This window comes from Daejeonella lutea (genome assembly GCF_900168015.1).
GTDB classification, from domain to species: Bacteria; Bacteroidota; Bacteroidia; order Sphingobacteriales; family Sphingobacteriaceae; genus Daejeonella; species Daejeonella lutea.
In genome coordinates, this window is record NZ_FUYR01000001.1 from 1,407,269 (window position 1) to 1,433,314 (window position 26,046).

21 protein-coding genes are annotated in these 26,046 nt (G+C 42.1%); 12 read left to right on the forward strand and 9 right to left on the reverse strand.

Annotation, left to right across the window (positions count from 1 at the left end; genetic code table 11):
• Positions 1-65: 65 nt before the first annotated feature.
• Positions 66-761 carry a lysoplasmalogenase gene (locus B5X60_RS06255; RefSeq protein WP_079701748.1) on the reverse strand — a complete coding sequence of 232 codons (696 nt, stop codon included), beginning with the start codon at positions 759-761 and terminating at the stop codon, positions 66-68.
• Positions 755-1,969 (reverse strand): sterol desaturase family protein, encoded by a 1,215-nt coding sequence (locus B5X60_RS06260; protein WP_079701749.1) that lies wholly within the window; start codon positions 1,967-1,969, stop codon positions 755-757. Before B5X60_RS06260 ends, B5X60_RS06255 begins: the two co-directional genes overlap by 7 nt.
• 190 nt (positions 1,970-2,159) lie before the next feature.
• Between B5X60_RS06260 and B5X60_RS06265 the strand changes: the two genes are divergently transcribed.
• Complete coding sequence (locus B5X60_RS06265) at positions 2,160-2,912, forward strand: FKBP-type peptidyl-prolyl cis-trans isomerase (protein ID WP_079701750.1); 753 nt, start codon at positions 2,160-2,162, stop codon at positions 2,910-2,912.
• On the opposite strand, the gene B5X60_RS06270 is transcribed toward B5X60_RS06265, so the two are convergent.
• On the reverse strand, positions 2,913-3,683 hold the full coding sequence (locus tag B5X60_RS06270) for a queuosine precursor transporter (RefSeq protein WP_079701751.1): 771 nt from the start codon (positions 3,681-3,683) through the stop codon (positions 2,913-2,915).
• A 416-nt stretch (positions 3,684-4,099) separates the two neighbouring features.
• Between B5X60_RS06270 and B5X60_RS06275 the strand changes: the two genes are divergently transcribed.
• Genes B5X60_RS06275 through B5X60_RS06285 form a run of 3 tightly spaced genes read left to right on the forward strand, consistent with a single transcriptional unit; the run spans position 4,100 to position 6,407 of the window.
• Positions 4,100-5,242: a methionine aminotransferase gene (locus tag B5X60_RS06275; RefSeq protein ID WP_079701752.1), complete on the forward strand. Its 1,143-nt coding sequence runs from the start codon at positions 4,100-4,102 to the stop codon at positions 5,240-5,242.
• Between the two features lie 40 nt (positions 5,243-5,282).
• Positions 5,283-6,062 (forward strand): amidohydrolase, encoded by a 780-nt coding sequence (locus tag B5X60_RS06280; protein ID WP_079701753.1) that lies wholly within the window; start codon positions 5,283-5,285, stop codon positions 6,060-6,062.
• A 60-nt stretch (positions 6,063-6,122) separates the two neighbouring features.
• On the forward strand, positions 6,123-6,407 hold the full coding sequence (locus tag B5X60_RS06285; RefSeq protein ID WP_079701754.1) for a GNAT family N-acetyltransferase: 285 nt from the start codon (positions 6,123-6,125) through the stop codon (positions 6,405-6,407).
• A 12-nt stretch (positions 6,408-6,419) separates the two neighbouring features.
• Here B5X60_RS06285 and B5X60_RS06290 read toward each other — a convergent pair whose 3' ends face one another.
• Positions 6,420-7,301 (reverse strand): polyphosphate kinase 2 family protein, encoded by an 882-nt coding sequence (locus B5X60_RS06290; RefSeq protein ID WP_079702327.1) that lies wholly within the window; start codon positions 7,299-7,301, stop codon positions 6,420-6,422.
• Between the two features lie 122 nt (positions 7,302-7,423).
• Here B5X60_RS06290 and B5X60_RS06295 point away from each other — a divergent pair, with 122 nt between their 5' ends.
• The 3 genes from B5X60_RS06295 (at position 7,424) to msrB (ending at position 13,753) form a co-directional block, all read left to right on the forward strand.
• Complete coding sequence (locus tag B5X60_RS06295; protein WP_079701755.1) at positions 7,424-9,886, forward strand: transglycosylase domain-containing protein; 2,463 nt, start codon at positions 7,424-7,426, stop codon at positions 9,884-9,886.
• Positions 9,887-9,981: 95 nt separating this feature from the next.
• Positions 9,982-13,107: a DPP IV N-terminal domain-containing protein gene (locus B5X60_RS06300; protein WP_079701756.1), complete on the forward strand. Its 3,126-nt coding sequence runs from the start codon at positions 9,982-9,984 to the stop codon at positions 13,105-13,107.
• Positions 13,108-13,258: 151 nt separating this feature from the next.
• Positions 13,259-13,753 carry a peptide-methionine (R)-S-oxide reductase MsrB gene (gene msrB / locus B5X60_RS06305; RefSeq protein WP_139377379.1) on the forward strand — a complete coding sequence of 165 codons (495 nt, stop codon included), beginning with the start codon at positions 13,259-13,261 and terminating at the stop codon, positions 13,751-13,753.
• On the opposite strand, the gene B5X60_RS06310 is transcribed toward msrB, so the two are convergent.
• On the reverse strand, positions 13,754-14,128 hold the full coding sequence (locus B5X60_RS06310) for a GIY-YIG nuclease family protein (protein WP_079701758.1): 375 nt from the start codon (positions 14,126-14,128) through the stop codon (positions 13,754-13,756).
• 97 nt (positions 14,129-14,225) lie between these two features.
• On the opposite strand from B5X60_RS06310, the gene B5X60_RS06315 reads away from it, so the two are divergent.
• From B5X60_RS06315 to bioD, 4 genes are all read left to right on the forward strand, one after another.
• The gene (locus B5X60_RS06315; protein WP_079701759.1) at positions 14,226-15,002 is read left to right on the forward strand and encodes an XRE family transcriptional regulator; all 777 of its coding nucleotides are present in this window, start codon (positions 14,226-14,228) and stop codon (positions 15,000-15,002) included.
• A gap of 77 nt (positions 15,003-15,079) precedes the next feature.
• The gene (locus B5X60_RS06320; protein WP_139377380.1) at positions 15,080-15,529 is read left to right on the forward strand and encodes an EMC3/TMCO1 family protein; all 450 of its coding nucleotides are present in this window, start codon (positions 15,080-15,082) and stop codon (positions 15,527-15,529) included.
• 67 nt (positions 15,530-15,596) lie between these two features.
• Positions 15,597-16,724 (forward strand): aminotransferase class I/II-fold pyridoxal phosphate-dependent enzyme, encoded by a 1,128-nt coding sequence (locus B5X60_RS06325; RefSeq protein ID WP_245803468.1) that lies wholly within the window; start codon positions 15,597-15,599, stop codon positions 16,722-16,724.
• The gene (gene bioD / locus B5X60_RS06330; protein WP_079701761.1) at positions 16,714-17,325 is read left to right on the forward strand and encodes a dethiobiotin synthase; all 612 of its coding nucleotides are present in this window, start codon (positions 16,714-16,716) and stop codon (positions 17,323-17,325) included. Before B5X60_RS06325 ends, bioD begins: the two co-directional genes overlap by 11 nt.
• Before the next feature lie 74 nt (positions 17,326-17,399).
• Here bioD and B5X60_RS06335 read toward each other — a convergent pair whose 3' ends face one another.
• Positions 17,400-18,791, reverse strand: a complete 1,392-nt coding sequence (locus tag B5X60_RS06335; protein ID WP_079701762.1) for a RagB/SusD family nutrient uptake outer membrane protein — start codon at positions 18,789-18,791, stop codon at positions 17,400-17,402.
• Positions 18,792-18,802: 11 nt separating this feature from the next.
• Positions 18,803-21,781 carry a SusC/RagA family TonB-linked outer membrane protein gene (locus B5X60_RS06340; protein WP_079701763.1) on the reverse strand — a complete coding sequence of 993 codons (2,979 nt, stop codon included), beginning with the start codon at positions 21,779-21,781 and terminating at the stop codon, positions 18,803-18,805.
• Positions 21,782-22,181: 400 nt separating this feature from the next.
• On the opposite strand from B5X60_RS06340, the gene B5X60_RS06345 reads away from it, so the two are divergent.
• On the forward strand, positions 22,182-23,069 hold the full coding sequence (locus tag B5X60_RS06345) for a 3-hydroxyacyl-CoA dehydrogenase family protein (protein ID WP_079701764.1): 888 nt from the start codon (positions 22,182-22,184) through the stop codon (positions 23,067-23,069).
• A 162-nt stretch (positions 23,070-23,231) separates the two neighbouring features.
• Here the strand turns inward: B5X60_RS06345 and argS are convergent, their stop codons facing one another.
• Together argS and rocF are read right to left on the reverse strand one after the other, a co-directional pair.
• Positions 23,232-25,010, reverse strand: a complete 1,779-nt coding sequence (gene argS, locus B5X60_RS06350; RefSeq protein ID WP_079701765.1) for an arginine--tRNA ligase — start codon at positions 25,008-25,010, stop codon at positions 23,232-23,234.
• A 27-nt stretch (positions 25,011-25,037) separates the two neighbouring features.
• A complete protein-coding gene (rocF, locus tag B5X60_RS06355; RefSeq protein WP_245803469.1) occupies positions 25,038-26,003 on the reverse strand; it encodes an arginase in 966 nt (321 codons plus the stop codon).
• Positions 26,004-26,046: the final 43 nt, after the last annotated feature.

Genomic DNA, 26,046 nt, shown 5'->3' on the forward strand with positions numbered 1-26,046 from the left:
CTTGGGAGCTACCGGACAAGCCGTACGCTCCCAGGGAATTTCTCCATTATATTCTCATCCTGTGCCTATCGATTCGAGCGAAGGCTGACCACTCGCTCTATCCCTCCAATAGTAATTAGATACTGTGCCAGCATATACGTTCCCATAATTGCTACACCTGAGTACGGAAAGGGCATAACAAACTTATTATATGCAAGTATGGAGTCGGAAATGACAAAAAAGATGGCTCCGGTAAATATCATACGAAAGCTTAGCCCATTAACCCGCTTATGGCGGTAACCGGCTAATATTGCCATAATTGAGATTACAAACATATAGGCCATCACAGGGATTCTCATATCACCGAGGGAGTCACGAAGCCAGGAGTAATAACTCAATGAAAATACACCCATCAGGAATAGCATTAAATGACCGTAGATCTTTGAGGCCTGGGGGTCATTCTTAAAATCACGGAAAAACGCTAGTGAATAAAGGATGTGCGCTACTAAGAAAGAAATGAGCCCACAGATGAAGAATGGATTACCTTCGAGTGCAAACATCAGGAAGCAGTCGCCGAACAAAGAGAAAATGAGTGCAGCCAGGATCAGTCGGTTAAAACCGATGTCAAGCTTCACTTTTTGGATGAAATAAATCCCGAGGGATATACAGATCAAAGGTTTAACAAATAACCTGACATCTCTGAGCAGATGAATATCAGCATATAAGTTTGCAATTGTGATGATCAGGAAAATAGTCGTGAAAATAAAATGGCGTTTTAACATAGATTTAATTTCTGCATGCGATAGAACCAGACGGCTGAGATGATCGCTAAAAGGCTGTTTATGAGGATCAGGTAGGAAAAATAATGATGGCTGTAAAATACTAATGGAGCCAGAATCCAGATCAGCAAGCGTGTATACTCAAACTTCTTTACCCATTTCCTCTGTTCTAAAAGAGCCCCGCACAAGGTAAGTGTTGCGATGACCAGGGCAACACTAACACATAATTGAAATGCTGTAAGACTGCGATATTGAAGGATAAGAAAATTGCTTACGGCTAAAAATATCAGGAACTGTACCAGTATGTAAGGGTTTAGCGCAGAACTGTATTGGGGACTATATTTCTTATACTGTTCTTTATCGATTTCCTGTGGGTGCTGCATTCCTCCAAGTGACTCCGGAAACCATCCAGGCTGCTTAATAAACACATTCACTTTGTCGCGAAATCCTTTGCTTTTGCGTGCGGTTTGAGTAAGATCAGACCAGTAATGTAAATTCGCCCATACCGGGTTCCAGCTTGCGAGTGGCTTGGTAATTCCATAAACCACTTCATCCTCTTCTTTTTGAAAAGTACCAAATAATCTGTCCCAAATAATTAATGTCCCAGCATGATTTTTGTCAATGTATTTGGGATTTGAGCCATGATGTACCCGGTGATGCGAGGGGGTGTTGATTATCCATTCCAGCGGACCCATATTACCAATTGCGCGGGTGTGTATCCAGAACTGGTAAATTGTGTTAAATGAACTAACTGTCAGGAACATGATCGGTTCAAATCCTGCAAAGGCCAGAGGCAGATAAAAGACCCAGGAGAAACCTCCCTGAAACCAGGATTGCCGCAAAGCTACCGTCAAATTATATTCTTCCGACTGGTGATGTACAATATGAGCTGCCCAGAGGGCATTAACCTCATGGCTCATTCTGTGAAACCAATAGTAGAAAAAGTCGACCCCGAGAAATAATATAAGCCAGGTCCAAATGGTATTTGGGAATTCATAAAATCTCCAGTGATTGTAAATATAGAGGTAGGAAAAGAAGGTAATCGTCTTGAGGAAAATGCCAACCAGCTGTGATCCAATTCCCTGGCTGAGATTAGAAAGAGAATCGTTTAATCTGTAATAACCCAGCTTCTTGTAAATGGTGTAGGCAAGTTCAATGCCTATCAAAACAAAGAAGAAAGGAATGGACAAAGCAATGTAATTAACCGGCATAGTTTTCAATCAACATATCAAGTGCATAGTAAACCGTTTGTTTTAACTATTCAGAGACATCGGCAATTGCCGGACCCATATACATATGCAGGTTTCAATTTAGGATTAAAATCCGAAACAAAAAACTCAATGATATAGTTCTTATTTAACAGGCTCTCTATATATTAGCGCCTTCACAATAGATTCATCGATGAAAAAGATCTTTTTTGCATTTGCATTAGTAGCAGTTTATACATATAGTTCGGCTCAGACCAAACCCGCACCACCAAAACCTAAAGCCCCTTCAACACAAGCTAAGCCGGCGGTAAAAACGCCTCCCAAGGCAGTCAATGCACCTTTGCTAAAAACCTCCGTCGACTCAGCCAGCTATGCCTTTGGTGTGAGCATTGCAAACGATATTAAATCACGTGGGGTAGGTAATTTAAACTCCGCAGTGCTGGCGAAAGCGATGACTGATGTGTTTGGTGGCGGATCTACCCTCTTAAGTCCGGAAAAATGCCAGGATCTTATTATGAGCTTCCTGGGGTCAGTTGAAAAGAAAAAGTTTGAGGGCAACATTAATGAAGGCACAAAGTTTCTTAGTGAAAATGCTAAAAAGCAGGGAGTAGTTACGCTTCCAAGCGGGCTACAGTACGAAGTAATTACCCAGGGAACAGGTGTAAAGCCTAAGGCGACAGACGAAGTGACGGTGAATTATAAAGGCACGCTGCTAAATGGTAAACAATTCGATAGCTCCTATGATCGCGGAGAACCTGCGACATTCATGTTAAATCAGGTAATTCCAGGCTGGACAGAAGGTCTGCAGCAAATGACGGCAGGGTCTAAATACCGATTCTTTATTCCTTACGCTTTGGCATACGGGGAAAGAGCAGCTGGACCGGACATAACACCGTACAGCACCCTGATTTTTGAAGTGGAGTTGATCAGCGTGCAGGCTAAGTAATTACTTTCCGGAAGCTTCTTTTACCAATCTTAAAGCAAGATCTTTTCCAAGATATCTGTCTATGATAGAATGTATTATGTACAGCAAGGGTGTCATGAGAATAGCCACCAGGAATTTATATGTATAATTCACCAGGCCTATTGCGGCAACCATTTGCCAGCTCCAGCTATACTGAGGATTAATATAAAAAGCGATAAAGATCACTACAAAACTATCGATGAATTGAGAAACCAGTGTAGATCCGGTTGCTCGTAGCCAGAGAAACCTCTCTCCGGTGGCTTTTTTGATCTTGTGAAAAATAACTACGTCGACCATCTGCCCGATCAGGAACGCAGTAATCGAGCCCACAATTATCCACATCCCCTGTCCGAAAATACCGTTGAATGCTACGTTCATGTTTAATGCTTCGCCACTCACATTCTGGTTAATCCAAAAATCTGAAGGCACCAGCCCCATAGCGAATCCAACCACCAAAAAAGCGTAGCAGATAATTATCGAAGCCAGGATGGATAAAAACCGCACCTGCTTTACCCCGAAGTATTCGTTAATAATATCGGTCATGATAAAAATGATTGGCCAGGTAACCACGCCCGCGGACATGTTGAACGACAAATCTTTTACTCCAAACATGTTAATATCAAATTTCGGGATGCCCAGCGAACCCTCCACAGTAAATATCTTTACGCCAATAAATTCGGCAAGGATCGCATTAGAGATTAAAAAAGATCCGAGGATTATAAAAAGCCGGCTCTCTTTGGTTTTAAACGTCACGTTGTGTGGTTTGGTTGGTTGAAAATACGCAAAAATAGTATCAGGAACCAAGGTTCAGGGAGCAGATATCATGAAGCAGGTATCAGGAAGCAGGTATTAGGTATCAGGTTTCAGGTTTGAGGTACAAGACACGGGGCTTGTAATCCTGGAATCGGATCATCCTAATTATATTTTGCCGCGCTATGCCTGCCCGCCGGCAGGCAGGCTCACATCAAATAGCTATCGGTTGACCCAAAAAATCTCCTCCCAGCATCCTATGAATCCTATCATCCTATGAATCCTATTCAAGACAATCTTAATCCTACAATCCTATTCCAGACAATCTTAATTTTACATCCAGTCATCCTATAATTCTACTCCAGACAATCCTATTCTAGACAATCTTAATCAATCCTAATCCTTATTTTAGCCCCACTATGTTATTAAAGTCGAAGCTTCCGGATGTGGGGACCACCATATTCACCGTGATGTCCCAATTAGCAGCCCAGCATCATGCAATAAATCTTTCACAAGGATTTCCGGATTATGAATGCTCTCCAGAGCTCATTAACCTGGTCAGCAAATATATGAATGCAGGCCACAATCAATATGCGCCGATGGCCGGGCTCATCTCTTTGCGAGAACGGATAGCTGAAAAACAACAACTCCTGCACAAAACCGGATACAATCCGGATACAGAAATAACGATCACTGCAGGCGGCACTCAGGCAATTTTTACCGCCCTTGCTTGTGTGATCCAGGCCGGTGACGAGGTGATCATTTTTGATCCCGCTTACGATTGCTATGCACCGACTGTTACCCTGCTCGGCGGAATGGTGAAAACGATAGAGTTAAGTCCCCCGACCTATAGAATAAACTGGCAGGAAGTGAAGGAAGCTATTAGCTCCAGGACAAGAATGATCATCGTCAATTCCCCAAATAACCCAACTGGCATTACGCTGAATGAGGCTGACATTCAGGAACTGATCAACATAACCGATAATACCAACATCCTGATACTTAGCGACGAAGTTTATGAGCATCTCATTTACGACGGAGCTAAACACTTAAGTGTCTCCAGGTATCCTGAATTGAAGGAACGTAGTTTTATAACCGCATCATTTGGAAAACTCCTACACACAACCGGCTGGAAAGTTGGTTATTGCCTCGCCCCTGAATGGCTGATGTCGGAATTCAGGAAAGTCCACCAGTTCCTGGTCTTCAGTGTTAATACCCCCGTACAATACGCAATTGCAGATTTTCTTAAGGATCCACAGAATTACCTTGAACTCCGTAATTTTTTTCAGGTAAAGAAGAATATTTTCTCTAACTTGCTGAGAGATACCCGGTTCGATCTGCTTCCATGTTACGGATCTTACTTTCAGTCAGTGCAATACAGCCGTATTAGTGACGAGAAAGACACCGACTTGGCGAGGAGGCTCACAGTAGAATTTGGTGTAGCAAGCATACCTGTGTCGGCATTTTATAGTAAAGGTACGGATCACCATGTATTACGTTTTTGTTTCGCTAAAAAGCAAGAAACACTAGAAAAAGCCGTTGTTAGATTAACTAAGGTGTAACAGCAACTTTTACCACTGCTAAACGTATGAGTATTACTAAATGAATACACTTAAAATTACCACCTTCCAGGCCTACCTGTTCTGGGAGAATATTGATAAAAATCTTCAAAACCTTGGTTTGAGATTGTCCTCCATTCGGGAAAAAACTGATCTGATTGTTCTGCCGGAAATGTTCAGCACGGGTTTTTCCATGAATGTTGAAAAACTAGCAGAGGAAATGGACGGGCGGACAATGACCTGGATGCTCGATCAGGCAAAGAAATTCGAAAGTGTCGTAACGGGTAGTTTGATCATCAAAGACGGAAAGAAGTATTATAATCGACTGATCTGGATGCGTCCAGACGGAAGCTACGAATATTATGACAAGAGGCATTTATTCGGATTAGGGGAGGAAGATCAGCACTATACTGCGGGAAACAAAAAGCTTTTTGTTGAACTCCACGGTTGGAAAATATGTCCGGTTATCTGTTATGATTTACGTTTTCCGGTATGGCTCCGGAACGTCAGTGACGACTACGACATGCTTTTAGTGGTTGCTAACTGGCCGGAAAAAAGATCATTGCATTGGAGGACCCTAATACCCGCCCGGGCTGTAGAAAATCAAGCGTTTATTGTTGCTGTAAACCGGGTTGGTCATGATGGAAATGAAGTTTATCATTCCGGCGACTCAATGTGTATAGATCCAAGCGGAAAAGTTGTTTATTACAAGCCTAATGATGAAGATCTTTACACGTTTAGTATCAATAAAGAGGAAGTTGGCAATGCAAGAACTGCGTTTCCGTTCTTAAAAGACGCAGACAAATTCAAGCTTATTGACTGAGAGTAATTCATAGTTTTAATTTATAGTCCGGCGAGCGGACAAGCTAACGATTGGTGTTGTATGGAAATAAATCATTTAGAAAACGCGCATAAAGGGTCATTTTATGTTGAAGAAAATGGTGCTCTTATCGCCGAAATGACATATAGCCTGGCCGGGCCCGGCAAAATGATCATTGATCACACATCCGTTTCTGATCAATTAAGGGGACAGGGCGTTGGAAATCTGCTTCTGGACGCAGCCGTTTCATATTCAAGGGATAAAAGCTTCAAAATTATCCCACTATGTCCATTCGCCAGGTCTGTATTTAACAAAATGCCTGCTTACGATGATGTTTTACTAAAATAACAATCGTAACCATCATTTTTCAGCATCCAAACGCGCTTTACATTCAGCAAGTCGGGCTACCTCCTTTTCTGTCAATTGCGGTGGCTGAAGTTTCATGGTTTTCAAGGCGTCAATTATAATCTGGCTTATTGCAATTCTGGTAAACCATTTTTTATCAGCCGGGATAACGTACCATGGGGATTGGTCAAAAGATGTTTCCCTGATCATTTCTTCATATGCTTTCATATAATCATCCCAGAGTTCACGTTCGTCCAGGTCAGCCGAAGAAAATTTCCAGTGCTTGAGCGGGTCTTCTATGCGCTCCATAAACCTCTTCTTTTGCTCCTCTTTTGAGACATTCAAAAATATTTTGATAATGACTGTCCCATTGTCGCTCAAATGCTTTTCAAAGGTACGGATGCTTTCATACCTTGATTCCCAGAATGATTTATTGATATCCGCGACCGATGAAATAGAAGCAATTCGTTCGTTTAGAATGTATTCCGGGTGGACCTTACACACCAGGACATTCTCGTAGTGTGAGCGGTTGTGGATACCTATTCTGCCGCGCTCTGGCAATGCCTTAGCATGGCGCCACAGAAAATCATGATCGAGCTCTTCGGAACTGGGCTGCTTGAAACTAAACACCTGACATCCCTGAGGATTTAATCCGCTCATCGTATGCTTGATGGCACTGTCTTTCCCCGCGGCATCCATCGCCTGGAAAATAATGAGCAAAGAGTGTTTGTTGGCAACATATAATTGTTCCTGCAGCGATTCCATCTCGGTCTTTAAACCTTCCAGAATTCCCTGTGACTGATCCTTTTTTAATTTGTCCGTAAAGGCTGGATCATGGTCCTTTATTTTAAATCCTGTGGGATTAACAACCTTAAACTTCTTTGTAGTATTTTCCATCATAAAATAATTAGGTAACAGACAATGTAAAATTTTTTTACTCCTGATTACGTTAAATTCCTGAAATTCTAAAATTCATTAATTTTACACCATATTACTGACGATTTCCCGACCTTTACTATATGTTCAGAAGAATTACGAATAAACCGCTTCGCTACTCCGTTATTACCTTATACTTCATCATTTTGTTTTTTTGTGCCCTTGAGCTTAACTTCCTGTGGCTTTTTGGATACTCCCCGACAATTAAGGATATTAAAACACCGGTACTGAACATTGTTTCTGAAGTCTACACTTCAGATGGGAAACTTATCGGGAAATACTATAAAGAAAATCGTACCCCTGTGGAATTTGACAGCATTTCGCCTGCTGTTATCGATGCACTGGTAGCTACAGAAGATATTCGCTTTTACAAGCATGGCGGGGTTGATTTCCGGTCATTCATTTCCAGCATGGTCTCGACAGCAACCGGTGACAAGCGCGGTGCAAGTACTATCACGCAACAGCTCGCAAAGAATCTTTACAGCACCAGAAACAGGAAATCTCAGGGTGCGGTGAAATATATCCCCCTGGTAAGAACTGCAGTCTATAAATTCAAAGAATGGATAACTGCTTACAAGCTCGAAGGCAATTACACCAAGAATGAAATTCTTACGATGTACCTGAACACGGTACCCTTCAGCAGCAATACGTTTGGGATAAAGACAGCATCAAAACGATATTTTAACAAAGAGGCGAGTAGGCTGCAGGTTGACGAGGCGGCCTTGCTTGTGGGAATGTTAAAAGCAACCACTACGTATAACCCCATCCGCAATCCTGAAAAATCACTGGAACGCAGAAACACCGTGCTTTCGCAGATGGAAAAGTATGAGTACCTCACAGCCGCAGAATTTAAAAAGTATAGTCAGAAGCCTTTGAAACTGAATCCAGGCACCCTTGACGAGGGCAGTGAAGGAGGTTCATACCTGAGATCTGCAGTCTCACGCTATCTCGAAAAGTGGTGCAAGGATAACGGCTACAATCTCGACACCGACGGACTAAAGATTTATACTACGATTGATTCCAGGATGCAGCAATATGCACAGGAAGCGGTTAATAGCCAAATGAAGATCTTACAGCGGCGGCTGGAAAATGTATGGGGTAATGAAAATCCCTGGAGAACTGCCGATGGCAAAGAAATTCTTGACTTTCCGGAGAAAGCCGCTCAGCGTCTGCCTTATTATGATGCTTTAAAAAAGAAGTATAATAATAACCAGGACTCTATTGATTATTATCTCAACAAGCCAAAGAAAATGAAGGTTTTTAACTGGGCTGGAGAGAAAGAAGTTGTTTACTCGACGATAGATTCAATAAAATACTATGCAAAGATCCTGAACACAGGAATGATGACGATGGATCCATTCAACGGCCACATCAAGGTTTGGATTGGTGGGGTAGACCATAATTATTTCAATTACGACCACGTAAACCAGGCTAAGAGGCAAGCGGGGTCAACCTTTAAGCCATTTGCCTATCTCGCAGCATTGGAGTCTGGCATGAATCCTTGCGATAAGTTAGTCGATAAACCTGTGCGCATTCCTTACGAGGATAAAGGCAAAACAGAATATTGGGAGCCAAAGAATGCAGACTGGAATTTTTCCGGCCGGGAGATGACGCTGCGTTGGGCGATGGGTAAGTCAGTAAATTCAATAACTGCGCAAATAACAGAACAGGTAGGCGCCGAAAATGTGGTCAAGTATGCGCATCTCAGCGGGATCGAAAGCGATCTGAAAGCAGTGCCTTCAGTAAGCCTTGGACCGAACGATGTCAGTGTTTTTGAAATGGTTAGAGCCTACGGGACATTTTTAAATAAGGGTGTAAGGTCTGAGCCAATCCTTGTAGAGAAGATTACTGATCAGGATGGAAAGGTTATCGAGGAATTCAAGTCTGAGCAAAAGCGCACGCTGAGCGAGGAAATAGCGTGGCTGATGATTTATATGTTGCGTGGTGGAATGGAAGAACCCGGCGGAACGTCTCAGGCATTATGGGAATGGGATCTCTTCAAGAAAAATAATCAGATAGGTGGAAAAACCGGAACATCGTCTGATTATGTCGATGGATGGTATATGGGTGTTACAAAAGACCTTGTGACTGGTGTTTGGGTGGGCTGTGATGAACGCAGTGTGCATTTCAAAACTTCTGAGACTGGGGAAGGCTCCAGAACCGCACTGCCCATCTTCGCTAAATTTATGGAGAAGGTCTACCGCGACCCAAGCCTGGGAATTACACTCGGCCCGTTCCCAAAACCGACGGTCGAAATTTCAAGGGTATATCAATGTCCTACTCCACGATATGAGGTAGACACCTTTGCAGTAGACAGTACATTTATGGATTCTTTAACTGTTCCAGACATCAGTTCGGATACTGCAATTAGTACTACGCCTGATCCTGTCAATCCTGCACCACAGCCACAGGATAACAGATCTACTCAACAGCCCGCTAACCGTCCCCCTGCTCCCGTTAAAGTTGAACCCGCAGCTCCGGAGAAAAAGACCAGAAAAGAGCTTCGCGAAGAACGCAGAGAAAATAAGGCTAAACAAAACAATTAGCCTATCTTTCTTCTTATACAAGAAAAAGCTGCTGGTAAAAAAAATCGAAATGATAAATTTTACGTAGTTTAGGATAAGACATTTCCATATAGCTAATGATAGAAGATAAGACCACACCGAAGAAGCCTTTATTTTGGCTTATTTCTTCCCTATTTCTAATTGTTTTTTTCAGTTCGGTCACCGAGGTACAGGCTCAGTACTTTGGTCAAAACAAGGTGAGATACAAAAACCTTAAATTCAAGGTTTATGAAACCCCCCATTTTGAACTTTACTACTATCTAAAGAATGATAGCCTGGTAAAAAGATTTGCGAAGGAGGCAGAGGTATGGTATGATCTGCATCAGCAGGTGTTCAGAGATACCTTTACTAAAAAGAATCCTTTTATTCTTTATTCAAATCATCCGGATTTTCAGCAAACTACAGCCCTGGATGGTGAGATCGGAGTTGGAACCGGCGGTGTAACTGAGGGTATGAAAAACCGGGTTATTATGCCAATTTCGCAGCTAAATCATCAAACAAGGCACGTATTAGGGCATGAGCTTGTTCACGCTTTCCAATATCATTCTCTGATAGAGGGAGATTCTACAAATTTGGAGAACATTGGCAACTTGCCTTTATGGATGGTTGAAGGTATGGCGGAATATCTCTCTGTCGGTAAACAAGATGCATACACTGCAATGTGGATGCGTGACGCATTTTTAAATAAAGACATTCCATCTTTAAAGGACCTGACAGAATCTAATAAATACTTTCCTTATCGTTATGGACAGGCATTCTGGTCGTATATCGGATCTACTTACGGCGATACAGTAATAGTTCCGTTTTTCAAAGAAACTGCTAAGTATGGCTATCAAATGGCTATTAGAAGAACTTTCGGATATGACGAACGGACTTTATCAAGCCTTTGGAAGACGAGCATAGAAAACGCTTATAAACCATACCTTCAAGACACTTCTCAGGTTCCAATTGGAAAGCTGATCATCAATGAGAAGAATGGTGGAGAAAGCTATAATGTCGCTCCTGCAATCTCCCCTGATGGAAATTATGTTGCCTTTCTTTCTGAGAAGGATCTATTAAGTATAGACTTATTCCTGGCAGATGCGAAAACGGGGAAGATTATTCGAAAGCTTACCAGTAAGGCGAAGAACTCACATATTGATGAGTTCAACTTTATAGAATCCGCGGGAGCCTGGTCGCCGGATAGCAGGAAATTCGCTTTCAGTGCATTTAGTGGGGGTGTTACAAAATTGATCATCGTGGATATTGCTACAGGAAAAACACTTTCCACAGAGGCCATGGGTGCGGTTGAGGAATTCAGCAACATAACCTGGGCTCCAAATGGCGTTGATGTGGCATTCTCAGGATTGAAGGAAGGTCAGAGTGATCTTTTCCAGTTTAATCTGAATACCAAAGTACTCACTCAGCTAACTAACGACCGGTACTCCGAGTATCACCCAAGTTATTCGAAAGATGGGAAAACGATGGTTTTCAGTACCGATAGAAGCACTCTCGACAGATCATCAGTTAATGTAGACATCACCATGAACATGGCGATTCTCGATCTAGCTACTAAATCCGTTACGGACATCCCAGTTTTTGACGGTGCGAATAACCTTAACCCTCAATACTCAGCCGACAATAAGAGCATATACTTTCTGTCAAATAGAGATGGTTTTAGGAATATGTACCGATATTCTATTGCCGGAAATACAACTGAAAAACTCACGAGCTATTTTACGGGAATTAGCGGAATTACAGAGTTTTCTCCTGCATTGAGTCTTTCGAATAAGGATGATGTTCTTTACTCCTATTACCGGGCTCAAAAGTATACTATATACAATGCCAAGGTAAGCGATTTTACACCTGAAAAAGTTGAGCCTAATGCCCTGAATTTTGATGCTGCACTGCTGCCGCCGGCGAAATCTGTGGGTGTGAATATTATCAATGCAAACCTCAATAACTTTGAGCGGTTCGAAGAAATTCCAAACGACTCCATTCGTACAATTGGATATAAGCCTAAATTCAAACTTGATTATTTGTCAAGTAATGGCGTGGGTGCTTCTGTAGGCCGTTTCGGAACCGGTTTATCGAGTGGTATACAAGGAGTATTCAGTGATATCTTAGGAAGGAACCAAATTTATGCAACAGCCGCGGTTAACGGGGAGATCTATGACTTTGGAGGTCAGGTTGCGTATGTAAACCAGGAAAGCCGTATTAACTGGGGCGTAGTAGTATCTCATATTCCATACGTATCCGGTCAGGTTTCACAAGGATTTGAAAATCTCGATGGCTACGGTCCTGTTTACAATGAAAGTTATGATATCATCCGAACCTTTGAGGATCAGCTTCAGGTATTCGGATCTTATCCATTCTCTAAAAACCACCGTTTCGAAGCCGGGTCTGGTTTATCCAGGTACAGTTACAGGATTGACCGCTATAGTAATTACTATGACCCTAATGGCTTCTATCCTATCGGAACAGATAAAAATAAGTTGTCTAAAGAACAAGCTCAGGCAACCTATGGAGTGCCGTTTGATCCGTTCACTACGGTAACCTTAAATGCTGCCTTCGTGGGGGACAATTCTTTTTCAGGAGTTACTTCACCTCTTGACGGTTTCCGTTACCGCCTGGGTATTGAAAACTACATGGGAGACTATAAACTAGGAGCTCTAACCGCCGACGGAAGGAAATATGTGAGAATGAAGCCGGTAACTTTTGCTGCAAGATTATACAGCTATTCAAGGTTTGGTCGCGACGAGAACCGTCTTTACCAGATGTATGCTGGGTACGGCTACCTGATCAGAGGATATGAAGCCAATTCGTTTTACAAAAATGGTACTGCTACTACCGGTGGATATGATATCAATCAATTAGTTGGCTCCCGGGTTGCTGTAGCAAACTTTGAAGTAAGGCTACCATTTACAGGGCCAGCAAAATTAGCCCAGATTGAGTCTAAATTCCTGTTTTCGGATCTGAATTTATTCTTCGATATGGGTATGGCTTACGATAGTGATTCAAAAGTTGCCTTCAAAAAGAAGCCAGGCATGGTAGGAACCGGAGCGGGTGCCTATCCTGAACGTGTACCTGCAATGAGTGCAGGTATCTCACTGCGTGTAAATGTATTTGGATATTTTGTTCTTGAACCATATTACGCCATTCCATTCCAAAGAACTGACGTGAATGCGGGAGTATTTGGTTTAGTATTTGCACCAGGCTGGTAATACGTTTAAAGAAATATAGAGCGACCTTCGTGTCGCTTTTTTTGTTTATAAGAGTTAAGGTCATTTAAGAATCATAAACATGCACAAACAAGTTTTTAAAAACTAAACAGGATAAGTTTCCGTAAATATTCAAAACAACAGCAAATTCATCATGAAATATTTAAGGCTAATGACCCTCGCACTAATTGCCCTTGCATGTACCGCAAATGCTCAGACTCGTAAAAATCCGCAAGCAGGAAAAAACGGCAAGGTCTACCCTGTTCAAAAATCAGAGAGCGAGTGGAAAAAAATACTTAGTCCTGTTTCGTTCCAGGTCATGGTTAAAGGGTCAACAGAAGCTCCTTTCAATAATGCTTACCACGATAATCATGAAAAAGGAATTTACGTAAGCGCAGCAACGGGCGAGCCTTTATTCAGTTCCGACGATAAGTTTGAGTCAGGGACTGGTTGGCCCAGTTTTACCAAGCCGATCAAAGCTGGTGTTATTGCAATTGTTACCGATACGAGCCATGGAATGGTACGCAGCGAAGTTGTAGAAGCAAAAACCGGTCTCCATCTAGGTCATGTTTTTAATGATGGTCCTAAAAATAGAGGTGGTAAAAGGTACTGCATGAATTCTGCAGCATTAAAGTTCGTTAAAAAATAATCAGGAGTAAGTTGGAGCCATTTTATTAACTGGCTGTATTCCTGATCTAAGGATTTGTTCAAAATCTAAACCTACCGTAAGATCTATCCAATCAGGATTGACTGATCTGATCATCCTGTCTTTCTGTATCCGTGTAAACTTACTGATCAGATTAAAACGTTGAACCGCGCTGTTCTCAGAACTCAACTCTTCGAAATAAACCAGACGAGTTAACTGGTGGCCTGAATCAAAAAACAAATTAGGCATTTGACGATAAAAAGTCATCGTTTTCATGAGATCAGTGCTCATTCCAACGTGAAGACAACTGCGATTACGGTCTGTAACTAAGTAAACGTACTTTTTAGTTTTAGCTAGTGGTGTGTTAAGGATCGGCATATATATTTAAAATTAAATTGTGTGTTTTGAAATTAATTGCTAATTTTATGAGCATAAATTTACTAACAATATTAGTAATTCCAAATTTATTTTTAAAATGGCAAATATTTCTTCCAACCTTAAGTACCTGAGAAAGAAAAAGGGTCTTACACAACAGCAATTCGCAGACACATTAGATATTAAGCGTTCCCTTGTGGGTGCTTATGAAGAAGATCGTGCCGAACCTAAATATGAATTGCTAAAAAAATTCGCCGAATTTTACGAGTTATCAATGGACGAATTAATTAACGACAGAATCGACGATAAGTGGAAGCCAAAACCAAAGGGAGATCCTGCGAACATACGGGTACTTAGTATTTCTGTAGATAGTCAGGATCGGGAAAATATTGAATTGGTACCTGTAAAAGCCAGCGCAGGTTATTTAAATGGATATGGAGATCCGGAATATATAAGTGAACTTCCAAAATTTCATTTACCCATGTTCAAACAAGGAACTTACCGTGCGTTTGAGATCAAAGGTGATTCCATGTTACCACTCCAATCCGGGACGGTAGTTGTAGGAGAATATCTCAGCAACTGGAACGATCTTAAACCGGGAGAAACTTATGTAGTAATAAGTAAAGATGATGGCATCGTGTACAAACGTATTGGAAATCGCTTCAAAGAAAATAAATCGCTTAAGCTTATTTCAGACAATCCGGTTTATGAGCCATATACAATACCTGGAGAAGATGTTTTGGAGATCTGGAAAGCAAAAGCTTTTATAAGCACCCAATTCCCAGAGCCAACTCCTGAGCCAACCTTAGAAACATTAACAAGTATGGTTTCGCAAATGCAGAAATCCATCTCCAAACTGGACAGAGATAAAAATTAACAAATTTTAACATAAGACGATTAAACTTTAGCCAGGTATTACCATCTATCATTATAAATAACCATATAGATATGAATATGAAAAAATTAATGATAACAGCGGCCCTGGTAGTAACTATCGCAAGCCTGGGATATTCGCAGGAGCGTCCGGAAAGACCTCGCGGTGAAGGAGACAGAAAAGCACGAGTTGAGGGCCAGCAACGTCAGCCTCGCACACCTGAACAGCGGGCGCAAATGGCAACCGATGCTTTAGAAAAGAAGTTGGGCTTAACTGCTGAGCAAAAGACAAAGGTTTATGCTTTGAACCTCGAGCGTGCTGAGAAAATGGAAAAGACTATGAAGTCTGAACGCGAATTTCGTAAAGATCAGATGGAGAAACACAAATCTCTAATGGAAGAATCTGATAAAAAGTTAAGTAAAATTCTAACTGACGAGCAGCGCAAATCTTACGAGGATATGAAAAAACAATCCCGTGATAGAATGAAGGCCCGTCGTCCTCAAGCAGGACCTCGCAACAGGGTTAAATAGTAGTCTGCCTGAAATAATTTAAAAAGCGGCCTTTTGGGTCGCTTTTGTTATTTTTAGCAAAAAAAACTTGAAAGCAATCAGGAATTTCATTTCAGAAAAATTAGATACCCGCGAAAAAGATAATGCCCTGCGGATCTTGAAAACTGAATCAAACCTGGAAGACTTCTGCTCCAATGACTACCTTGGGTTTTCCAGATCAGCAGATTTGAAAAGACTTTTTGAGGACGAACTTGAGAAGTATCCTGAATATAAATTAGGCTCAGGTGGATCTCGTCTGCTTGCGGGTAATGATCAATATACTGAAGATCTGGAGGCAATAATAGCTGAGTTTCATAATTGTGAATCCTCACTCCTTTTTAATTCCGGATACGACGCTAATGTTGGCATATTCTCCAGCCTTCCTCAGCGGGGAGATACAATTATCTGTGACGAAAACATCCATGCCTCGATTATCGATGGTGCCCGCCTTAGCCATGCTGCACGGTTTATTTTCAAACACAATGATATGGAGAGCCTTGAACAGAAATTAAAGGCTGCGCAAGGGCGAATATTTATTGGAGTAGAAAGCGTGTATTCTATGGATGGAGACGAAGGACCGCTGGAGCAAATCTGCTCACTTGCAGAAACATATAATGCAGCTGTGATAGTTGACGAGGCCCATGCAATCGGCGTGTTTGGTGAGATGGGACGAGGAATAGTAAGCGAATTAAAACTCATTAACCGGGTGTTTGCCCGGGTAGTAACCTTTGGAAAAGCGCTTGGAGTTCATGGAGCTGCAGTGCTTGGCAATAATGAATTAAAAGCCTACCTGATCAATTTTGCGCGTCCATTTATATATACAACCGCTCAGCCCTTTGTTTCTAACGTTGCAATAAAAGTATCCCATGATTACCTGAAATCAAGAAATCATCAGTTGGAACTCCATGAGAAAATTCAAAAATTCAGGAACAATTTAAACAATATCCCAGGTCTGGCGAATAGTCGCTCGGGCATTCAAATTCTATTAGTTCCAGGAAATGCAAAAGTAAAAGGCATTGCCTCTAAACTCCAAAATTCTGGCTTTGATGTGCGCGCAATTCTTAGTCCAACTGTACCTACTGGCTTGGAAAGACTCCGAATATGCATACATAACCATAACTCGTTTGAACAAATAAATGCCCTTTGTGATTCTTTAAAACATCATTGTGAAGCATAAACCAATTTTTGTCACCGGCATTGGTACCGGAGTTGGAAAAACTATTATTTCTGCCATTTTAGTGGAGAATCTAAAGGCCGACTATTGGAAACCGATCCAGTCCGGTGATCTCGATAATACCGACACCGATCGCGTGAGGAGCCTTGTCGCTAATAACAATAGCATCTTTCATCCTGAGATATATCGGCTAACACAGCCTTTCTCACCCCATAAATCTGCAGCAATAGATAATATAGTGATCGATTTAAATTCTATAACACTTCCTGTTACTGAAAACCGGCTAATAATAGAAGGTGCGGGTGGCTTAATGGTCCCATTAAATGATAATGATCTGATGATCGACCTAATCGAGAAATTTGATGCAGAGGTCGTGCTTGTCTCTCAAAATTATCTGGGAAGTATAAATCACACCCTAATGTCTGCTGAGATCTTAGAACACCGTGGAATTAAATTAAATAAGTTGATTGTTTCTGGTGTACCAAACGAAAGTTCCGAGGCGATAATTTCCAAGCATACAAAACAAAACTTAATCCACATACCCCATGTTGCCGAGATGAATACAGCAGCTATTCAAGACTTTGCTTCTACATTAATATTTTAAAAACGTTGCCGTAATCTCTATAAACAAAAAAAGTCCCGCATATTGCGGGACTTTTTTGTTTATAACCTAATGACTTAAAATCCTGGATTAGGAACTAAGCTTGGGTTCTGATCAATTTCACGTTGTGGAATTGGCAGGATTGTCTTAGGAGCTCCAAAGGCTGCCGCAGCAACACCTGGTCTAAGATTTTGCTTGTATCTAAGCATATCCATTCTTCTGAAACCTTCAAAAGCAAGCTCTTTTCTTCTTTCAAGAAGAACTGCGTCAATTGTTGCTTGTTTTGTCAACGGAGCAACTGGAAGCAAACCAGCACGGTTTCTGAAGTAGTTCACAATAGTGATGGCTTCAGCACTTGGAGTAGCACTTGATTGTGCTAATGCCTCTGCTAAAGTCAGGTAAACTTCAGTGATACGGATAACTGGTGAGTTATCAGCATTGGTAACCGCATCCGGAAACTTAGTTGTAAAAGTTTTAGATAAACCATCAGCAGCGGTACCCGTTCTCTTCAAAGCAAAACGCTTGTCAGCTGGCTCTGCATTATAAGCAGCAGTCAGATTAACAGAGAAAGGAGCATCACCACGACCACCAACGGCTGTTGGGCTATAGTAAGCAGCCCAGCCACCTGAACCTGTCCGTCCGTTATCTGTTGCAGAGTTTTGGATTGTGAAAACATCTTCCGCAGTATTCTTATCCCAGAACGTATAATCAGTTGCACGAGCGTACGGACCAGCTATTGCAGCTCTTGCAGCAGTAATTGCACCAGCCCAATCTTCACGATAAAGGTTTAATCTCGCTAAAAGTGCGTTTGCAGCGCCTTTAGTTGCACGGCCAACACCATCAGGATGCGTGGCACCAAGCGCAGCTGCAGATTCTGTCAAATCCTTCTTGATTTGTGCATGAACATCATTCACTGTAGCTCTAGCCGGGTATGTAATATTCCCAGTAAAATCTTCCAGAACCAATGGAACACCAAGATTTGTACCACCACTAACCTGGAAAGGCTGTGCAAACATATTAACCAACTGGAAGTATGCAAGGGCACGCATAAATTTCGCTTCACCTAAGTAAAGATCTTTATCTGCCTGTGATAAACCTGGGACACCAGGAACCTTTGCAATAATTTTGTTTGCTCTGGTGATAACCTGATAGTGAACCTGCCATAATCCCGAAACATTAGAATTAGTTGAAATCGTTGAGAAAAGATAGATCTCGGTCAGTGTAGGGAATGAACCTACCCAATCCACGTTATCACCCATGTACTCGTCGATAACAGCTGGAAGACTTCCTGAAAACTCAAGTGTCTGAGCTGTATTGTATAATCCTAACACCGCGCTTTTAGTGGTCGCAGCGTTATTGAAAATAACCTCTTCGGTCAAATCCTGCTCTGGTGTCAGCGCTAGCTTATCTTCACAAGAATTTAGTGAAAGCGTAAGCGCTGAGATTGCCAATATATATTTAATCTTCATTATTTCTTTTATTAAAATCCTAAGTTAACACCGAATGTGAACGATTTAGATTGAGGTGCAGCGAAGAAAGACTCTCCCATTACCAGGTTACTTGCTCCGTTAGCAGATACTTCCGGATCTGGTCCTCTGAAATCTTTAGCCGTTATGATAAATAGATTCTGACCCAAACCGTAGATCCTTGCTGACTTGATAACTTTGCTTTTAGCCAATAATGAGGCCGGCAGGTTATATCCTAAAGTCACAGCTTTAAGTCTGGCATATGATCCATCTTGCAATTGACTAGTAGACAATTGGTTAAAAGTAGTACGAGTAGGACTGTTCAAACGAGGTGCAAAAGCTTCCTGACCAGCTGTTTTCCAGTAATCAAGTAGATCTGTACTCTTGTTGTATGAACCAGTAGCGAAGTTCTCAGTAAAACGAAGACCATCGATCAGTACTTTACCTCCGTATGCGAAGTTAAAGAATGCACTTAAGTCAAAAGCTTTGTATCTGAAATTGTTAGTGAAACCACCCTGGAAATCAGGATTAGCATGACCAACAACAACCCGATCAGCAGCAGTTGGAGCTGTAGTAGCTGTACCGTCTTTCTTCAACCATTCAGCATCACCCGTTGCAGGGTTGATACCTTTGTAGCGGATCAGGTAGAAGCTATTTCTAGACTCACCAACAATCGCTCTCTGAGCCGTTGAGCCAGAAAGGAAGTTTCTTCCTTCAGGATCTTTATTCTCAGGTAATGACAATACAGTGTTCTTGTTGAAACCTACATTGAAGCTAGTGCTCCAAGAGAAGTTTGTTGTTTTAACGTTCTCGCTGCCGATAGTTAAATCAACACCTCTGTTACGCATTTCACCAACGTTCTGAGTTGCACTTGCGAAACCAGTTGTGTATGGATAAGGCACACCAGCTAATAAACCAGTAGTAAGTTTGTTGTAGTAGTTAACCTGAAGGTCGATCGCATTGAACAATCTGGTTGTAACACCTAAATCCAATTGTGCAGTTTCTTCCCAGCTTAAGTTTGGATTAGCAACACGGTTTGGAGCAGATGCAGAAGCATCATTGTATGCACCACCAGCTGCGAAAGTACCCAGGTAGTTGAAGTAACCGATCTGGTCGTTACCAGCAGTACCGTAACTAGCTGTTAATTTCAGGAACTGAGCAATCTTGCTGTCTTTGTTGAAGAAACTTTCGTTAGAAAGGATCCAGCCTGCAGATGCAGCATAGAATACACCATATTTCTTATTCTGACCAAAACGTGAAGAACCATCTCTTCTTACTGTTCCTTCAAAAAGGTATTTATCATTGTAAGTGTAACCTAAACGAGCAAACTGTGATTCAAGAGCCCATTCTGCAACAGTTTCAGAAGCAGTAAGAGGAGTTGAAGCAGAAGCAAGGTTAGGAAGATCATCACTTGCAAAACCTTGTCCTTCAAATAATCCAGAAGTTGCTTTAGCAGTCTCAAAAGAGTAACCAGCTAATGCGCTAACAGAATGTTTCTGTCCGAAGATTTTGTTGTAGTTTAATGTATTTTGAGTTAACCATTTGTTATCACCACTTCTTGAGATGTAACCGTAGCCACCTGGTGTGAACACGTCAACTTCACGATATTTCTCATCGAAAAGAACATTATCAATACCCCAGTCAGTTTTGAAGGTTAAACCGCTAGTGATATCAAGCTCAGCAAATGCATTACCTGTATTACGGTTAGAGTTAAGTTTGTTGAAACCAGTAGCTTCAAGACCTAACACGTTTTGAACGAAACCAGTATTTACAAAATTACCTGCTGCATCATACGGCATTACATATGGCAATTGAAGGTACGCAGCAGTTAATGGTGCATAGGTGCTGTTTTCAGCTCCTACACGGTCAGAGTTAACACGAGCAATATTGTAGTTAAGGCCGAAACGTAACTTATTGCTTACGTTGTGCTGGAAGTTAAAACGACCAGAAAGACGCTCTAAATCATTTCCGATAGTGTAACCAGACTCATCAGAGAATGTACCACCTACGAAATATTTAGTTTTGTCATCACCACCTGAAGCATTTGCATTGAAGTTATTAACGATACCAGTTCTGATAACAGCGTCAGCCCAATCAAAACTTGTAGTTGGATAAGCAGGAACAGCTGTACCATTAGCAGTTAAATATTCCTTACGGAAATTACGCCACTGATCAGCAGTCATGTACTTTAAGATGTCGGTTGGTTTTGAAGTACCAGTGAAATAATCAACATTGATCTTAGTTGCTGTATTGTTAGCACCAGATTTAGTTTTGATCAAAACAACACCGTTAGAACCCCGTGAACCGTAGATAGAAACAGCAGCAGCATCTTTAAGAACTGTCATGCTTTCGATATCGTTAGCATTGATATTCAATAATGGATTCAAACCAGATGAACCACCTTGAGCCTGAGTATAATCTCCAGTGTTCAAAGGAACACCATCAACAACGTACAATGGCTGACCACCAGCACTAAGAGAAGAACCACCACGAACAGTGATACTGGAAGCTGCTCCAAGCAAACCTGATGAATTCACCATGTTAACACCTGCAGCCTGTCCCTGAAGAACTTGCTGAGGACTTTGGATAACCTGATTCTTGAAAGACTCAGCAGTTACAGTTGAAACCGCCTGAGTACTCAATGCACGGCTCTGAGCACCGTAACCAACAACAACAACCTCTGAAAGTTGCTTAGCATCAGTTGCTAAACGCACGTCAACACGATTAGAAGAACCAATACTTACTTCCTGAGTAACAAAACCTATGTAAGTAAAGGTAAGTGCAGAAGCGTTCGATGGTGCAGTAAGGGAATAATTTCCATCTGCACCTGTACTAGTACCGGCAGTTCCGCCTTTCACACGTACAGATACACCAGGTAAAGGAAGGCCATCGTCCGCGCCCACTACTCTACCAGTGATTGTCTTATTCTGAGCCATTGCACTAGTAATTGCAAACAACCCTAACAATAAGAAAGCTAGTAATTTTCTTTTCATTTGAATATAGTTTAATTAATTAATTGGTTATGACACCCCGCAAATAGGGTATTAATTTGCAAGAATAGCTGTTTTCGCACATAATTGTGTATTTGACGTGTAACAATAGCGTAACAAAAGTGTTGCAAATAGAGATATTTTAAAAAACAAATACACTTCTATGTATATTACTTGTTTTTCCAAATTAGTGACTTTTAAGTAGTTAGAGCCTTCCCCGATTAGAAGCCTTAAATCACCCCCTAGTCATCGAAACAAAGTTGTTGCACAAATATCCGATGACAAAAGTACCCAGAAGTCGAATTTAACAAGCCTACATGATCACGGTTAGTAATTTGCTAATTGCTACCTTTGAGCATAATCGGGAGATGTGTTTGACCCCTGGATACTCAAAAACATTTATATGAAACTTATTGCAGTAATTGGCTCAGGTACGATGGGAAACGGCATTGCGCATACCTTTGCTCAGGCAGGATACAGAGTAAACCTGATAGACCTCAATCAGGAGCGGTTAAACGCTGCATTGCTTACCATAGAAAAAAATCTTGACCGGCAGATATCGAAAGGACTAATCCTTGCTGATCAAAAAAGCGATGTGTTGCAGAATATTCAAAGTTTCACGCAATTGAACGAAGGGGTCAGCGATGCCGAGCTGGTTATTGAAGCAGCTACTGAGGACGTGGCCATTAAACTAAAGATATTCGAAGACCTGGATAAGTTTTGCAAGGCAGATACCATCCTCGCCTCTAATACATCCTCTATCTCGATAACTAAAATTGCCGGGGTGACACGTCGGCCGGACAAAATAATAGGCATGCACTTCATGAACCCAGTGCCGGTGATGAAGCTTGTTGAAGTCATCAGGGGGTTTAGCACTTCCGATGAGACAACCAAGACGATCATGAATCTTTCTGCACAGATAAACAAAGTGCCTGTTGAAGTGCACGACTACCCCGGATTTGTCGCAAACAGAATATTGATGCCGATGATCAATGAAGCTATCCAGTGCCTGCATGAGAGTGTAGCAGGGGTGCATGAAATCGATACGGTAATGAAGTTAGGTATGTCCCATCCGATGGGGCCCCTGCAACTTGCAGACTTTATTGGTCTCGACGTATGTCTGGCTATTCTGAATGTACTCTACCAGGGCTTCGGCAATCCCAAGTACGCACCTTCTCCCTTGCTGGTTAATATGGTGGCATCGGGGCAGTTAGGGGTTAAATCGGGATCGGGATTTTATGATTACACCGGAGGCACAAAGGAACTGGTGGTTTCAAAGAGATGGGGTTGACGGTTGACGGTTGACAGTTGACAGTTGACGGTTGACAGTTGGAGCCGTACCTGATCGGAAAGCTTGTACCTGTGAATGCCCTTATTTATTACTGCTTACTGATTACTGATCACTGATTGCTGATTACTGATCACTGATTACTGATTACCAATCACCACTTCCCTACATCCGATCAGGCACTGAAATACCAAGAAGTCCCATGCCTTTGTTGATGACGGATGCTGTAGCTGATGCAAGGTCAAGCCGGAAGTTTCTTACATCCGCATCTTCGGCTTTCAGAATGCTTTCTTCGTGGTAGAACTTGTTAAACAGTTTGGCGAGCTCAAATACATAATTTGCGATTTGTGCGGGACTGTACTCGCTGGCCGAGGCTGCGATAACATCGGGATATTTGGAAAGGTTAACAATAAGGTCTTTCTCCAAAGGGGTAAGCACCAGTGAATAGCTCTCAGTCAATTTACCGGAATACCCTGCCTTCGCGAGCACCGAACGGATTCGTGCGTGGGTATATTGAATAAATGGACCGGTATGCCCTTGAAAGTCTATGGATTCATTCGGATCAAATAACAAACGCTTTTTAGGTTCTACTTTCAAAAGGAAGAACTTAAGGGCACCCATGCCGATTATTTCGTAGAGCTTATTCTTTTCCTCTTCGGTAAATCCTTCAACCTTTCCAAGCTCTTCGGTCCTCTCCTTCGCAGTACGGATCATCTCATCCATCAGGTCGTCGGCATCTACAACAGTACCCTCCCGCGATTTCATTTTACCAGATGGTAGGTCAACCATGCCATACGAAAGATGGAACAGCCCCTTTGCCCAGGTCTTGCCGAGCTTCTCGAGAATCAGGAAAAGAACCTTGAAGTGATAATCCTGTTCATTTCCAACTACGTAAATAGACTTATCCATTTTGAAATCGTCGTATTTAAGCTGGGCAGTTCCCAGATCCTGGGTTATATATACCGAGGTGCCGTCGGCACGGAGGACCAGCTTTTGGTCGAGTCCGTCTTCGGTAAGATCGATCCATACAGAGCCATCCTCTTTTTTAAAGAAAACACCTTTCTGCAAACCTTCTTCAATCGTGTCTTTACCCAGCAAGTAGGTGTCCGACTCGTAATAGTATTTTTTAAAATCAACGCCCAGCTTCTTATAGGTTTCTCCAAAACCCTCGTAAACCCAGCCGTTCATTTTTGACCAGAGTTCTTTAACAGCGGGATCATCCGATTCCCATTTAAGAAGCATTTCCTGAGCTTGCTTTATAACCGGGGCATTCTTCTTCGCCTCGTCTTCAGTTTGACCGCCAGCAACCAATTCAGAGATCTGCTTCTTATATTCCTTGTCGAAAATTACATAGTATTTCCCCACCAGATGATCGCCTTTCAATCCGGTGCTTGCAGGAGTTTCGTTATTTCCAAACTGCTGCCATGCCAGCATCGATTTACAGATATGAATACCTCTGTCGTTAACCAGGTTCGCCTTGATCACATCGTAACCATTTGCGGATAAGATTTGAGCCACAGAATAACCCAACAGATTATTCCTGACATGCCCCAGGTGCAGCGGCTTATTTGTATTTGGCGAAGAGTACTCGACCATTACCTTTTCTCCGTTGGGCTTGAACTGGCCATAGTCTGCACTAAGGACATTTGATATCAGACAATTTGTCCAGTACTGTTCGGATATAGTCAGATTCAGAAATCCTTTTATCACATTAAAATCCGTAACATCCTCAACGTTGGCTTTCAGATACTCGCCAATATCGGCGCCAGTTTGCTCAGGAGTCTTTTTTGATAATCTTGTGAACGGAAAGGTGACCACGGTAATCTGTCCTTCAAACTCCTTGCGGGTTTCCTGAATTACGATCTTATCGGCTTCTACAGCTGTACCGTAAAGCTTTTGTACAGCTTCAATAATATTCTGAACTATTTTATTTTCTATGTCCATATTGTCCGGGCGATGCCCTATCCTATTCTAAACAGTAAGTATTGTGTCGCTGGCATGCCGCAAGATCTCAAATGCATTTTCCGACATCAGGTTATCCTTGTCGAGAGTCGGATTAACTTCCGCGATCTCAAAACAGCAAACCTTTTTATCGCTCACGAGCCTCACTACAAGCTCCTCAGCTTCTTTTTTTGTCATGCCACCCGGGACTGGTGTTCCGGTCCCTTTGAGATGCGATGGGTCCAGCGAATCCACGTCGAAAGAGACATAAATGAGATCACAATGATCCAGGTATTTTAACGTCGCATCTGCAATCTTTTCCACACCGTCCTTGCGGATAGCTGATATCGGAAAGATCTTTACCTTATTCTTATCAAGCAGATACTTTTCTTCCTTCTCAAAATCCCTTAGAGCGATGTAAACCAGATCAGAATAGGTGATCTTCGGGGCGATATTCCCTATATTTTTTAACTGATACCAGTAATTAAGCGTTTCCTGATCCGGGGTATTTACCCGGCAATCTAAATTATCTTCATCCAGGAGTACTGCAATTGGCATTCCATGCATATTACCCGACGGAGTTGTGTAAGGCGAATGAATATCCGAATGGGCATCCACCCAGATCACGCCGACCTTCAATTTCGGAAATGCCTTTCTTATGCCGGATACCGTTCCAGCTGAACAGCTATGATCGCCCGAGAGCACTACAGGGAATTCTTTATTCTGAAGTGTTTTACATACTTCATCGGAGATGCGTTCCGTCATGGTAAGCACACCTGAAATCCGCTTCGCATGTGCATTGCCTGAGGACTCAAGCAGCAGGTGGTTCTCATTAGGAATCTCGGTAAGCTTATGCTGTTTGAAAAAGCGGCTGCCAAAGTCGAGCGCTGCAATTTTTATAGCATCACTGCCCAGGCTGGAACCACGCGTCCCTGCACCGATTTCAGACTTGACCTCTATGATTCTTAATTCCCGCATTATCTGTTGTGATAGCATAAAGGCAGACTTAAACTTTTACACGCTGGTGTATGTTCTATGC